Source organism: Fibrobacter sp. UWB2 (genome assembly GCF_002210425.1).
Lineage (GTDB): Bacteria > Fibrobacterota > Fibrobacteria > Fibrobacterales > Fibrobacteraceae > Fibrobacter > Fibrobacter elongatus.
Genome location: NZ_MWQK01000001.1, coordinates 402,911 through 416,994, shown reverse-complemented (window position 1 = coordinate 416,994; position 14,084 = coordinate 402,911). Strand labels below are relative to the sequence as shown.

14 protein-coding genes are annotated in these 14,084 nt (G+C 42.2%); all 14 read left to right on the top strand.

Going from position 1 to position 14,084, the window contains the following annotated elements; genetic code table 11:
* The first annotated feature begins 224 nt into the window (after positions 1-224).
* Entirely contained in the window at positions 225-1,865 is a 1,641-nt protein-coding gene (locus tag B7982_RS01850; protein ID WP_015732429.1) for an acetolactate synthase large subunit, read from the top strand.
* Positions 1,866-2,075: 210 nt separating this feature from the next.
* Complete coding sequence (locus B7982_RS01845; protein WP_233138315.1) at positions 2,076-3,050, top strand: Rpn family recombination-promoting nuclease/putative transposase; 975 nt, start codon at positions 2,076-2,078, stop codon at positions 3,048-3,050.
* 204 nt (positions 3,051-3,254) lie between these two features.
* Positions 3,255-4,517 (top strand): DegT/DnrJ/EryC1/StrS aminotransferase family protein, encoded by a 1,263-nt coding sequence (locus B7982_RS01840; RefSeq protein ID WP_088659303.1) that lies wholly within the window; start codon positions 3,255-3,257, stop codon positions 4,515-4,517.
* Complete coding sequence (locus B7982_RS01835; RefSeq protein WP_088659302.1) at positions 4,517-5,152, top strand: sugar transferase; 636 nt, start codon at positions 4,517-4,519, stop codon at positions 5,150-5,152. Before B7982_RS01840 ends, B7982_RS01835 begins: the two co-directional genes overlap by 1 nt.
* On the top strand, positions 5,145-5,798 hold the full coding sequence (locus tag B7982_RS01830) for an acetyltransferase (RefSeq protein ID WP_088659301.1): 654 nt from the start codon (positions 5,145-5,147) through the stop codon (positions 5,796-5,798). The genes B7982_RS01835 and B7982_RS01830 overlap by 8 nt, the downstream gene beginning before the upstream one ends.
* A gap of 29 nt (positions 5,799-5,827) precedes the next feature.
* The gene (locus B7982_RS01825) at positions 5,828-6,058 is read left to right on the top strand and encodes an acyl carrier protein (protein ID WP_088659300.1); all 231 of its coding nucleotides are present in this window, start codon (positions 5,828-5,830) and stop codon (positions 6,056-6,058) included.
* The gene (locus tag B7982_RS01820) at positions 6,058-7,149 is read left to right on the top strand and encodes a ketoacyl-ACP synthase III (RefSeq protein WP_088659299.1); all 1,092 of its coding nucleotides are present in this window, start codon (positions 6,058-6,060) and stop codon (positions 7,147-7,149) included. Before B7982_RS01825 ends, B7982_RS01820 begins: the two co-directional genes overlap by 1 nt.
* A complete protein-coding gene (locus tag B7982_RS01815) occupies positions 7,139-7,897 on the top strand; it encodes an SDR family NAD(P)-dependent oxidoreductase (RefSeq protein WP_088659298.1) in 759 nt (252 codons plus the stop codon). The genes B7982_RS01820 and B7982_RS01815 overlap by 11 nt, the downstream gene beginning before the upstream one ends.
* The gene (locus tag B7982_RS01810; RefSeq protein ID WP_088659297.1) at positions 7,894-8,640 is read left to right on the top strand and encodes an SDR family NAD(P)-dependent oxidoreductase; all 747 of its coding nucleotides are present in this window, start codon (positions 7,894-7,896) and stop codon (positions 8,638-8,640) included. The genes B7982_RS01815 and B7982_RS01810 overlap by 4 nt, the downstream gene beginning before the upstream one ends.
* 20 nt (positions 8,641-8,660) lie before the next feature.
* Positions 8,661-9,767, top strand: coding sequence for a 3-oxoacyl-ACP synthase III family protein (locus tag B7982_RS01805; protein ID WP_088659296.1), 1,107 nt, complete (start codon positions 8,661-8,663; stop codon positions 9,765-9,767).
* A complete protein-coding gene (locus tag B7982_RS01800; protein ID WP_088659295.1) occupies positions 9,767-10,531 on the top strand; it encodes an SDR family NAD(P)-dependent oxidoreductase in 765 nt (254 codons plus the stop codon). The genes B7982_RS01805 and B7982_RS01800 overlap by 1 nt, the downstream gene beginning before the upstream one ends.
* Positions 10,532-10,572: 41 nt before the next feature.
* The gene (locus B7982_RS01795; protein ID WP_088659294.1) at positions 10,573-11,691 is read left to right on the top strand and encodes a glycosyltransferase family 4 protein; all 1,119 of its coding nucleotides are present in this window, start codon (positions 10,573-10,575) and stop codon (positions 11,689-11,691) included.
* Between the two features lie 53 nt (positions 11,692-11,744).
* On the top strand, positions 11,745-12,677 hold the full coding sequence (locus tag B7982_RS01790) for a glycosyltransferase (protein WP_088659293.1): 933 nt from the start codon (positions 11,745-11,747) through the stop codon (positions 12,675-12,677).
* Positions 12,678-12,687: 10 nt separating this feature from the next.
* On the top strand, positions 12,688-14,028 hold the full coding sequence (locus B7982_RS01785) for an O-antigen polymerase (RefSeq protein WP_088659292.1): 1,341 nt from the start codon (positions 12,688-12,690) through the stop codon (positions 14,026-14,028).
* The last annotated feature ends 56 nt before the right edge of the window (positions 14,029-14,084 follow it).

Genomic DNA, 14,084 nt, shown 5'->3' with positions numbered 1-14,084 from the left:
TAAAATCGCGTATTTTTATAATCCGTATTTTACATTTATTGAATTTTTTACAGATTTTGTTGTGTAAAGGAGCGGCGCATTTCACCGCATTTCAACACATTTCACCGCATTTCACCGAATTCCCCCTAAAACCGGCGCATTTCCCCGTTTTTTACCGCAATTTCGCATTTTGGCACGATTTTTGCAAAACACTCCGCGGAGACATTTAAAAGACCTTTAGAATTATGAACACTGCTGAAGTTTTGATTAAGTCCTTAGAAAGTGAAGGCGTCAAGTACATTTTTGGAATCCCTGGTGAAGAAACTCTCGAACTGATGGAAGCGATTAAGAAGTCGTCCATCAAGTTCATTACGGTGCGTCACGAACAGGGTGCCGCTTTTATGGCCGATGTCTACGGCCGTTTGACAGGGAAGGCGGGCGTCTGCCTTTCGACCCTTGGCCCTGGCGCTACAAACCTTGTTACGGGCGTTGCCGACGCAAACTCCGATGGCGCTCCGCTGATTGCCATTACGGGGCAGGTGGGTACAGAGCGTATGCACTTGACGAGCCATCAATATTTGGACTTGGTGAACATGTTTACGCCGATTACCAAGCGCAGTAAGCAGGTTGTTCGTCCGGACACGGTGAACGAGATTGTCCGTATTGCGTTCAAGTATGCCGAAATGGAAAAGCCCGGTGCATGCCACATCGACTTGCCGTGCAACATTGCCGCTATGGAAGTGGAAGGCGAGGTCGCTCAAACTCCGCTGAAGCACCATCGCGAAAATACCGTGTACGCAAGCACCGATGCGATTCTTGCGGCGGGAGGGGTATTTGCGAATGCAAAGCGCCCGGTGGTTCTTGTGGGCCATTCCGCAGTGCGTAACCACGCTTCCGAGGCATTGCGTGCGTTTGTGTCCTCGTCCAAGATTCCCGTGGTCTGCACCATGATGGCAAAGGGTGTGATCCCGACTTGCGAAAAGTATTTCATGGGCTGCATCGGACTACCGCAAAGGGATTATCCGAACATTGTCATGGAACAGGCGGACCTCGTGATTGCCGTGGGCTATGATGTCGTGGAATATGCGCCTGCCAAGTGGAACCCGAATGGCGACAAGATGATTATTCACATCGACGAAACGCCGAACCATGTGAACAAATTCTATCAGCCCGACGAAGAAATCATTGGCGACATCTCCGCATCTCTCGACGCGCTCTGCAGCGTTTGTCCAAACTCCTGGGAACCGGAATGGGCTATGCAAATCCGTGCGATGATGGTGGCCGAGCATTCGCGTTACGATCACGACACGAGCTTCCCGCCGACACCGCAGAAGGTGCTGCACGACATCCGCCTCGTTCTGGATGAAGAAGACATCCTGATTTCGGACGTGGGTGCGCACAAGATGTGGATTGCCCGCCAGTACAATTGCGACCACCCGAACACCTGCATTATTTCTAACGGTTTTGCGACCATGGGTATTGCGGTGCCTGGCGCGATTGCGGCAAAGCTTTTGAACCCCAAGAAAAAGGTCTTGGCGGTCACAGGTGATGGCGGCTTTATGATGAACAGCCAGGAACTCGAGACGGCTTACCGCGAACACATCCCGTTCGTGACGCTGATTTTTACCGATGGCGGCTACGGCCTCATCAAGTGGAAACAGGAAGAACGCTATGGCGACAGCTATGCGGTCGAATTCACGAATCCGGATTACGTCAAGTACGCCGAATCCTTGCATCTGAAGGGCTACCGCATTGAACGCACCGAAGACTTGCCGAGCACCTTGCGCGAAGCTTTCCGCCAAGACGTGCCGAGCATCATCGAGTGCCCGGTGGACTACTCCGCGAACATGGAACTTTCGCAATACCTGAAGAACTTGAAAATATAAAAGCTTATAAAAAAGACTCCTCCTCCATCCAACAATCAAAGAACCGCCGGTAGCAATACCGACGGCTCTTTTCTAGTTTACGTTCCATGATAAAGCATCAGGGAATCGTTGCTCATTGATGCCTCCTGGATTAGGATTCTTTATTTTGGGTGAGTTCACTGAGGACGGCTGCTATAGATGTGCGCTTTTTTGCGGCGATTATTAGCATGTATGGTCCAAAATTACGCAAGCGTAAGCCCGGAATATATGTCTAGTAACGATAATCAATCAACAAAAACGTACATTGTCAGGGATGAACAAGGCGAGGAATTCTTGCTGCCCAAATACGCGGCGATTTTTCGCATACTGATGGACGACAAGGACACCATTCGCGACGTCCTCAATAGCTTGCTTCAACTGGATCCCGACCACGGAATAGTAGACCTCGAATACGAATTCGAAAAGCCCATCGACATTTTTATGCCGGAAAACGACCCTGCGCGTCTCGATGTATGGGTGCGAACCAAGGACAACCGATATTTGAATGTGGAAATGCAAAACAAGGTCCACTCATTCTTCTTTGATCGCATGCACCTTTATAATTCGTACCTCACGCTGCGTGGCAAGTATGAATACAATCGTTCGCCATATTTTCAGGGTCTGTCGGAACAGGACCGAAAGTATCGCTATTATGAGCTCCCGGAAACGGTGTCTATTTGGCTCTGCAATAGTTCGATTCTTCAATCAAAGGATATCTATAAGGACGTTTGGACTACTTATAGCGAATATGAGGTCAAGTCGGGGAATGCGCTCCCTATTTCGCGGAAAAATAGGTATATTGTAGTTGACTTGCCCAACTTCTTGCGGTTGCGTAAGGGCGTTAAAACCCGCGAGGATTTTTGGCTCCGGCTTATTTCTCGAGGCCCGCTCCAGGTTCCCGAAACGGAAGACCCGATTTTTGTGAATGCTCGTGAACGTTTGCGCATAAGCCGCATGAAACCAGAACTTTTGAAAGCATTGGAGGCTAACATGTTTGACCATCATGAATATGAAGCAATTGAAGCAGAAGCCTTCCTTAAGGGCCAGGCTAGAGGCAGGGATAGTGAGCGCAAGAAAAATGATGTTCTGACATCAAAACGTGCAGATTTTCTGCGTTCGCAGAATGTGCCGGATAGTGTGATTGCGGCTATGCTAGCTATGAAGTAGTACTTCTGCAGCTCAAAAAGATTCTTTTGCCCATCCTCAACTCAAAAAAGTAAGTTTTCTGTCATTATAAGGGCAGAAAACTTACAAATAATAAGATTAATTACTTATATTTGGTAAGAATTGTTTAACATCCGGCAATGCAGGTCGGGGCGGAGGTCGCCTTACCTTATATGCGCCGGAGTAACCCCGAGGTTGCGGTAATCCATGATGCGTTTCGAGAAGAAGGTCTGGCTCTCTAGCCCAACGATGCACGGCGACGAAATCAAGTACGTCACCGAGGCTTACGAAACCAACTGGATGAGCACCGTCGGCGCGAACATCAACGAGCTCGAAAGGCTCGCCGCCGAGAAGGTCGGCTGCAAGTACGCCGTCGCGCTCTCCGCAGGCACGGCCGCACTCCACCTCTGCACAAAGCTCGCTGGCGAAGCGCTTTACGGCATGCCCAAGGCCGGCACCGGGGCGCTCCAAAACCACAAGGTGTTCTGCAGCGACATGACGTTCGACGCCACCGTGAACCCCATCGCCTACGAGAACGGCGAGGCAGTGTTCATCGACACCGAATACAAGACGTGGAACATGGACCCGGTCGCCCTCGAAAAGGCTTTTGAAATTTACCCGGACGTGCGCCTGGTGGTACTCGTACACCTCTACGGAACCCCGGCCAGGGTTGACGAAATCCGTGCCATCTGCCAAAAACACAACGCCCTCCTCATCGAAGACGCCGCCGAAAGCTTCGGTGCAAGCTACAAGGGCAAGCAGACCGGCAACTTCGGCGACTACAGCGCCATCAGCTTCAACGGAAACAAGATTATCACCGGCTCTAGCGGCGGCATGTTCCTTACCGACAGCAAGGAAGACGCCGAGAAGGTGCGCAAGTGGAGCACCCAGAGCCGCGAGGCTGCCCCGTGGTACCAGCACGAAGAAATCGGCTACAACTACCGCATGAGCAATGTGATCGCCGGCGTGGTGCGCGGCCAGATGCCCTATCTCGAAGAGCACATCGCCCAGAAAAAGGCCATCTACATGCGCTACAAGGAAGGCCTGAAGGGACTCCCGGTGCAGATGAACCCCTACGACGCAGAGAACAGCGAACCGAATTTTTGGCTCAGCTGCCTGATTATCGACAAGAGTGCCATGTGTAAGCAGGTGCGCGGCGAAACCGAGGCCCTTTACATCCACGAAAAAGGCAAGAGCTGCCCGACGGAAATCCTCGAGCGCATCGCCGCCATGAACGCCGAAGGCCGCCCCATCTGGAAACCGATGCACATGCAGCCCATGTACATGAGCCGCGCCTTCATCACCGCGAACGGCAACGGACGCGCCCGCACGAACGCCTACATTGCCGGCGAAACCCGAGACGTGGGTGCCGACATCTTTGCCCGCGGACTCTGCCTCCCGAGCGACAACAAGATGACCCCCGAACAGCAGGACGCCATCATCCAGACCATCAAGGAATGCTTCGAGTAATGTACGCCCGGTTTTTCAAGCGCCCTCTCGACTTCTTCTGTGCTTTGGCTGCCATCATCTGCCTGAGCCCGGTCCTCGTCGTACTCACGATTCTCGGCGCCATCAAGATGAAGGGCAACCCGTTCTTTACGCAGCCGCGCCCGGGCCTTAACGAAAAAATCTTCAAGCTCATCAAGTTCCGCACCATGACGAACGAAAAGGACGCCAACGGCAACCTACTCCCAGACGATGTTCGCCTGAATGCCTACGGCAAGTTCCTACGCAGCACAAGCCTCGACGAACTTCCGGAGCTATTCAACATCCTCAAGGGTGACATGGCTGTAATCGGGCCGAGACCGCTTTTGGTGGAATACCTGCCGCGTTACAATTCCGAGCAAAAACATCGCCATGATGTGCGCCCGGGGCTCAGCGGCCTTGCGCAGGTAAACGGTCGCAACGCCATTACCTGGGAACAGAAATTTAAGTACGATGTAGAATACGTGAACAACGTGACCTTCTTCGGCGATGTAAAGATTATCCTCACCACGCTCAAAAAGGCTGTAAAACGTGAAGGAATCAGCGGAGCCAATGGTGAAGCTACCATGACCGCATTTATGGGAACTCCGGAACCAGAACAGAAGGTTGCAAATGGCTGAACTTAAGAATATTGCAATTTACGGTGCAGGCGGCTTTGGTCGCGAAGTAGCATGTTCCATCAACAAGATTAACGAAAAAGAACCAACATGGAATCTGCTCGGTTTTTTTGACGATGGCGTGGAAAAAGGCAAGATGGTCTCACATTTTGGCCCTATCCTTGGTGGCATGCAAGAATTGAACGCTTGGCAAGGTAAAATCAATGTGATTGTGGCCATTGGGAACCCTAATACAGTCAAAAAAGTAGTCGAAAAGATTACTAATGCGAATGTTGAATTCCCGAACCTGATTTACCCTAATACCTATTACTCCGATAAGGAGTCGTTTACTATAGGCAAGGGAAACATAATTCAGGGTGGTTGTGCTTTTTCTTGTGATGTGACCATTGGTAATTTCAATGTTTTTAACGGATCTGTCGTTCTTGGACACGATGTTAAAATTGGTGATTACAATTCCTTTATGCCCGCTGTTCGTATATCTGGTGAAGTAACAATGGGAGATTGCAACTTTTTCGGAGTCAACTCCATTGTACTTCAATTGTTGAAAATAAAGAATGGCGTAAGACTTGCTGCTGGCAGTGTTTTAATGACAAAACCAAAGGAAAATAGCCTTTACATTGGCGTCCCTGCCAAGCGTGAAAAAATTTAACAATAAACCCCTAAACATAGGAGATAAACATGGATATCAACGAATTCATTGAACATTTTGCCGAGCAGTTCGAAGAAACTGATGCTGCCGAATTTAAGGCTGATACCAAGTTCCATGACTTGGACGAATGGTCTTCTTTAATGGCTCTCAACATCATTGCAATGGTCGATGAAGAATACGATATTACGCTCAAGGGCGCTGATATTGAAAACTCTGCAACTATTGAAGATTTGTTTAACACTGTAAAGAGCAAAAAGTAATGGCGTTTTTATCTTTCCCGAATGTTCGAATTGCCGGCATATCAGCCGGAGTTCCCCAAAATATTGCCGACAATCTGCACCCCACAGAAGATGACGCAGTCTCAACGGAGTATTCTCCCGAGGACTTTGTCAAAACAACGGGTGTAAAGGAACGTCGGGTTAGTTACACCTTAACAACGTCAGATTTGTGCTATGCGGCGGCAGAAAAACTCATAGCCGATTTAAACTGGAATAAAGAGGATGTCGGTGCGATATTCTTTGTTTCTCAGTCTCCGGACTATATTTTGCCTGCTACCGCTTGCATTTTACAAGATCGTTTGGGCTTATCTAAAGAATGTTTTGCAGAAGACATCTCTTTAGGCTGCTCTGGATGGGTATATGGCTTAAGCTCCGCTGCATCGATTCTTGGCAGAGGGACTATTAAAAAAGCTTTAGTAATGTGCGGTGAAGCAAAAGCAAGGTTTAGAGGGCCTCGTCGTCGTAGAAATCCTTTATTTGGCTGCTGCGGTACTGTTACTGCAGTGGAATTCTGTGAAGGTCATTCTGAAATCATGTTCCATTTTGGGACTGATGGTAGTGGCTTTGATGCTATTATTACGCCAGAAGGCGGTGCGCGTAACCCTGTTACTACATCTAGTTTTGATACTGAAATTATTGAAGGAAAGGAAACATACAGGCTTCAATCTCGTATGAAAGGGATGGATGTATTCTCTTTTGGCATAACCGCTGCTCCAAAGTCTGTTAAATCTCTTGCTGCTCACTATAATTTTGATTATTTGCAAGCTGATTGGTTTGTATTCCATCAGGCAAATACCAAGATGAATAACATGATTGCAAAGAAGTTGAAATTGCCAATGGAGAAAGTTCCTTCTAGCATGTATAAGTTTGGCAATACGAATGGCGCAAGTATTCCAATGACTATCGTTGCAGAACTTAAAAATAAAGCTGAAAATAAACCGGCAAAATTCCTTTGTTGCGGATTTGGTGTAGGTCTTTCTTGGGGAACAACTTATTTTGAAACTGAAAATCTTGTAATATCAGACCTTGTAGAAGTGTCAGATGAGGAGGTGGATAAGGTACATGTCGTATAATCCATTTTCACTAGAGGGCAAGAAGATTCTTGTTACTGGTGCGTCGTCTGGGATTGGGCGTACTACGGCTATTGAGTGCTCAAAAATGGGTGCTACTGTTTATATTACTGCTCGTAATGAAGCTCGATTGAAAGAGACTTTTGATTCTCTTGATCGTTCTTTTGCTCAGGATCATCAGATGATCCTTGCTGAATTGTCCAATGAGAATGGTATTGCCGCTTTAGTAGATGCTTTGCCCGCACTGGAAGGCGTTTCCCTTAATGCTGGCATTGTAAAGACTCTTCCTGTGAAATTTATCAATAATGATGATTTATCGGAAGTCTTAAATGTAAATATGATCGGGCCGGTTTTGTTAACTCAGCGACTTTTGAAAAAGAAAAAACTTTCAAAGGGAAGTTCGGTTGTGTTTACTTCATCTATTGGTGGAGTGATGATTTCTACAATCGGTAATACGATGTATGGAATCTCTAAGGGTGGCCTTAACGCTTTTATGAAGGGGTTCGCTCTTGAAATGGCAAAAAGTGGGATAAGAGGGAATAGCGTCAATCCGGGGCTTGTGTCCACGAATATATTGGCTGCAGGAACCATTTCTGACGATCAACTCAAAGAAAATGTGTCTAAGTATCCATTGGGAAGGCTCGGTAAGCCGGAAGACATCGCTCATGCGATTATTTATTTGTTATCTGATGCGTCGTCTTGGGTTACGGGTCACACTCTAGTTGTTGATGGTGGGGTAATCCTTAAATGATGAATCCATTCTCACTTCAGGGAAAAAGAATTCTCATTGTTGGCGGTAGTTCTGGCATTGGACGCGCGACTTCTCGTCTATGTTCCCAAATGGAGGCAACATGTTATGTTGTTGGACGGAGAGCAGAGCATCTCAAGGCCACACAAGAAGAAATGCTTGGCGATACACATTCCTTTTTATCACTTGATATAACTGATAAAAAAAGTGTAGAAGATGCGATATTAGAATTTCCTGATTTTGATGGTGTCGTTTTTTCTGCAGGCATTGGGGCGATGAAACCGCTGCTTTTTTGCTCTCGCGAGGATTTTGACAGGGTGTTTAACTTGAATTTCTTTGCAACAGTTGAATTTTTGAGGCAACTTGTTAAAAAGAAAAAAGTAAAAAAAATGGGCTCTGTCGTTATCGTTTCCTCTGTTGGTGGCGTATTTGATATTACAGAAGGGAATTGTATCTACGGAACTTCTAAAGCTGCGCTAAATTCTTGGATGAAGTTTTGTGCGCTGGAACTTGCTCCGAAGAAAATTCGTGTTAACAGCGTTAATCCGGGAATGGTCAAAACGCCATTTAATTCACCTGATATACTAACGGCTGAACAACTAGCTGCAGATGCTGCCAAATACCCTTTGAAACGCTTTGGCGAACCTGAAGAAATTGCAAACGCAATCGTTTATTTGTTGTCCGATGCATCGTCTTGGACTACAGGGACTTCTCTAGTTGTTGATGGTGGAATCTCTCTTACATAAATCTTTTGGAAATACAGTATATGGCTTTTTTTAAATTCAATAATATTAAAATATCTGCTGTTGCAGCATGCGTTCCCAAAACAGTCGTAAATGTAGATTCCTTTGCCGAATCATTTGGGAAAGAATATGTTGAAAAGTTTAAAGAGTCTACTGGTGTTAAACAGTACAGAAAGACAAGAGATCATCAGACTGCTTCAGATTTATGTTTTGCATCTGCAGAGAAAATACTAACTGAAAAAAATGTTGATAGGTCGGAAGTAAAAGCTCTGATATTTGTAGCTCATTCTACAGATTATCGTCGTCCAGCAACAGCGTGTGTATTACATAAACGATTGGGGCTAAATAAAGACTGTGTTTCTTTTGATGTGAATTTAGGTTGCTCTGCTTTTGTGTATGGACTTCAAATAATTTGCTCTTTAATGCAGAATTCTGACATTGATAAAGCTCTATTGCTTGTTGGAGAAACGCTGACCAAAATGACAAATCCGAAAGATTCTTCGGTTTCTATGATTTTTGGTGATGGAGGCTCTGCAGTATTGCTTGAAAAATCTACTGATAATTCTTGCATACAGGGCGTTTTAAAAACAGATGGAAACGGTTATCAAGATATTATTGCTCCAGCGGGTGGATATCGTAATATGAACGCCACCCATGAAGATTTTGTTTGGAAAGATGGAAACACTCGTAACCTTTATAATACGGTAATGCGAGGCGATAATGTTTTCTCGTTCACAATTTCTGCGGTGCCTCGGACAATTAAGGAGTTTTTGACCAAAACAGAAACGACCGTTGATGACTATGAATGTTTTGCATTCCATCAGGCAAATAAGTTTATTACAGGAATGCTTGCAAAAAAATTGAAAGTCGATATGGGAAAATTCCCGATATGCCTTGATAGATTCGGAAACACTTCCGCACCTGCAATTCCTCTAACAATATGTGACAAGTACGGTTCAGAGTCTGGATCGCGGCTTGTTCATTTTTTGATGTGTGGATTTGGAGTCGGGCTTTCTTGGGGTGTTTGCTCGGCAAGTATCAATGTATCCGACATTTACCCAGTCATCGAAAGTGATGATGTTTTTGAAGAGGGTATAATTAATTCCCCAAATGATTTTTTGGAGGCTTGATGTCTTTTAATCCTTTTTCATTAGAAAATAAAACTATTGTCGTAACAGGAGCCTCTAGCGGAATAGGTCGTCAAATAGCGATTGACTGCACTAAAATGGGTGCAACAGTTATTGCCATTGCTCGTAATGAAGATCGTTTGAATGAAACAATTCAATTGTGTGACAAAGCTGAATCGCAAAAAAACTATGTATTTGACCTGCAGAATACAGATGGCATTGCAGATTTGGTGAAGAAAATTGTAGAAGAAAATGGAAAGATCGATGGGTTCGTTCATTCGGCGGGAATCGAAAAAACAGCACCTTTGAAATTGATTTCTACAGACGATTACGAATCAGTAATGAAAACAAATGCTTTGAGTGGATTTGAATTTATTCGTCAGCTGAGTAGCAAAAAGATTTCAAATGATGCTGCGCACTTTGTCCTGATAGCTTCGATTACAGCAATAATTGGCAGAATTGGGGTTTCTGCATATTCAGCCTCTAAGGGGGCTGTCGTTAGTGCAATTAGACCCATGGCAATGGAGCTATCCAAAAGAAATATATGCATTAATTGTGTTTCTCCAGGAACGATTCTTACTCCTATGATGCAAAACTTTTTAAGTGAGCTTACCCCAGAACAATACGAAAAACGTGTTGATGGCTTTTTGCTTGGACTTGGGCAATGTTCGGATATCTCTAATGCGTGTATTTATTTGCTATCAGATGCAAGCCGCTGGGTAACTGGACAGAACTTAGTTGTTGATGGTGGCTATACAGTAAGGTAAGTTCTCTAATGAATCTTTTAAATTTTTAATTGTGATTTTATATGAAAGTATTGTACGTCACAACAATTTCTGCAACGATGGGCTTTTTTCCAGAGCATGTAAAAATGCTCTTGAGCGAAGGTCATTCTGTAGAAATTGCGACAAATTGCGAAAAGCCTGTGCCAGAGATTTACAACACACTCGGCTGTAAAGTTCACGATATTCCTTTTTCTCGTTCGCCATTCAGCAAGAATAATCTTATAGCTTACAAAATGCTTAAACAACTTGTCGAATCAGAGCATTACGACATTGTGCATACACATACACCCAATGCATCTATGATTGTGCGATTGGCATGCCGTAGAGTCCGTAAACAGGGAACTCGTGTAATTTATACAGCTCACGGATTTCATTTTTTTAGGGGAGCCCCGCTTAAAAATTGGTTTATTTATTACCCAATCGAAAAGTTTTGCGCCCATTTTACAGATGTCCTTATAACCATCAATAAAGAAGACTTTACCTTGGCTCAGAATAAAATGCCTGCAAAGAAGATTTGCTATGTGCCAGGAGTCGGAATAGACCTTTCTAAAATTCAGAATATACAATGCGACAGAAATGTTGTCCGACTGTCGATGGGGGTTCCCGAAGATTGCATTTTGCTTCTCTCTGTAGGGGAATTAAGTGTAAGAAAAAATCATCAAGTTGTAATGCGTGCTTTAGCGAAATTAGATAATCCTAAAATCCATTATGCTGTTGCCGGTTCAGGAAAATTAGAAAATGATTTAAGGTATCTAGCGAAGTCATTAAGAATTGAATCTAATTTCCATTTACTTGGTTTTCGAACCGATGTCATTGCGTTGAATAAATCGGCCGATATATCGGTTCTTCCGTCTCTGCATGAAGGACTTCCTGTTGCATTGATGGAAGCTATGGCTGTAGGACTACCTATTGTTTGCAGTAAAATTAGAGGTAATGTTGACTTGATTGAACATGGTAAAGGAGGCTTCTTATATGGCTGCCAGGATGTTGATGGATTTGCCAGAGGAATAATGGATGTTGTGTTAAAAAGTTCCTCGGAAATGCGAAAGATAAATCAAAATACAATAAAAAATTTCGATGTAAAAAAAATCTGTGGTATGATGAAGCAAATTTACAAAGATTGTTGTAACGGGGCTACGTAAAATGTCGTTTTTGATTCTAGTTTAAAATATGTTGAAATCTTAAGGGTTTTATTATGGCTTCCGTATTAGTTATGCTTTCCACTTATAATGGCGAACTTTTTTTAGCGCAACAATTAGATAGTTTGTTTGCTCAAAAAAATGTTAATGTACATATACTTGCTCGTGATGATGGTTCTTCTGACGAAACTGTATCTATTTTGAACAAGTATAAAAATCAATATGGTGGCATGACTATATTAACAGAAAAAAACATTGGTGCAGCAAAAAGTTTTTATCGACTAATGGATTATGCTGTATCCGAAATGTCAAAGTATGATTTTTATGCTTTTTGTGATCAAGATGATGTATGGTATGAGAATAAACTTGAACAATCGATTTCGTTTTTTAAACCGGAATCGAAAAAGCCACAGTTGTTTTTTTCTGCTGCTAAAATAGTTGATTCAAATTTAAATCCAATAGAAGATAAATCCCCAATTCGTGTAGTTAATAACATGTATGCAAATATTATCTCACCACACTCATTAGGTTGTACTCAGGTTTTTAATTATGTTGTGCTAGAACAGGCTGCGAAAATTTGGTCGATGATATCTGTGTATAAATTTTTCCCAATGCATGATAGTTGGGTTCTCCGTATGACGTATGCTTTAGATGGTGAAGTTTTTTTCTTTGAAAAACCTCTGATATATTATCGTCAGCATTCAAAAAACGTTGTTGGGGCGGGAGGTAGCAGAATACAGTTGATGAAAAATAGAATAAAAAGATATATTTTTAATAAAACAAAAGCTAAAAGTAGGTGCTGTTGCTATTTGTTAGAATTATATTCGAATTCAATTGCTACCGAAAAATTTTCTTTTTTATGGCTTTGCTCAAATTATGATAAATCGCTGAAGTTTAAAATTAAACTTCTTTTTAGTAAAAAAATTTATCAGTATGGGCTTGTTGAAAACTTTGGTTTAATAATAATGATTCTTTTCAATAGATTTTAAATAGATTTTTATGAAACAAGTACTTGTTGATGATAATGTTTGTAAAATTGTTGTGATTTTATCACTTCTTGTTGGAGCTGTTTTGTATATAGCGTTCAATGACGAATCATCTTTATCTTTAAGCTGGGCGCTTGTTCTTTTTAATGGTGTTATTCTTTCATGTGTGATTGTAAATAATATAAATAAAAGAAATTTCTTTTCCTTGATAAATATTGCAGACTTTTTTTTGTTTTTTGTTTTTTTTATAAGGCCAATTCAAATTTTTTTTACACAAAATCAAGAAAATAGTTTTTATGTGTTTTGGTTATACAATACATACACGCAATCGTATTTCTTTTCAGAAATGCCTGTTGCGAAGGCTTCTTTTATTGGTCTTTTGGGAATAGGTGTTCTTAACTTATCGTTTCTTTTTTCTCCTATACGCAATACGTTTTTTTTTAAAAAAATTTCCAAGGATTATTTCCCAAGGAGTCTTACAAAGAATCAAATATATATATTGACTTTTGTTTTTCTTTTGTCTTTATTATCGATTTTTTCGTATGCGTCTCAGATAATGAGGGGCCTTCCAATTCATATGTTTGATGTTGTATGGGTGTATCTTTTTTCCGTCATTATTATTTATATTATTTATGAAAAAAAAACACCAAATTTGTTTGTTTATTTTTTAATTATATTAAGTGTTTATCTTTTTTCTTTCGTTGGTAAAAGACAGTATATAACTAATTTGCTAATTTGTTACATAATCCCACTATATAGTGTTGAGTTTAATCGAAAAAAAAATATGAAGAAGATTGGGGTGATGGTTGCTGTTCTTTTTATTGTAGTTTGGTTATATGGCATAATTCGACTTACATTACTTGGTGGAACCCCTTCTTTTTCATTTGTTTTTGAATTACTCAATGAGTTTTGTATGTTTGATATGCTCGTTGTTTCTTTGAAGTTTTTTTCAGAATTTGGGATGGATTATTTTTATGGCTTTAATTATCTTTCCTTTTTCACAATGCCAATCCCAGGCTTAGCAATCCCCACATTTGATCACGAATTAACTCGTTTGGTTTTTAATGAGGCTTTTCATGGCGGAATACCAGTGACTTTGTTTGGTAGTTTTTATTTGAATTTTTCATATATCGGTTTAATAATCGGAAGTATTTTCTTTGGCTTTATGTTAAGGTATTTGGAAAGTTTTTTTTCTGTAGCAAAAAATGTTGCTAGTGTTACATTTTTTACGATTTTAGCAACATTTATTTATGATATCGTTCGCGTAGGTGATATCAGTCGTGAATTGTGGACTTTGATAATAATGTTAACTGTTGCAAAAATATTTTTGTTAATCACACCTACAAAAGATTAAATGTATAGTGTCTAATTCTATAAAAAGAAATATATCGTATTCAATAGTTGCTCAGG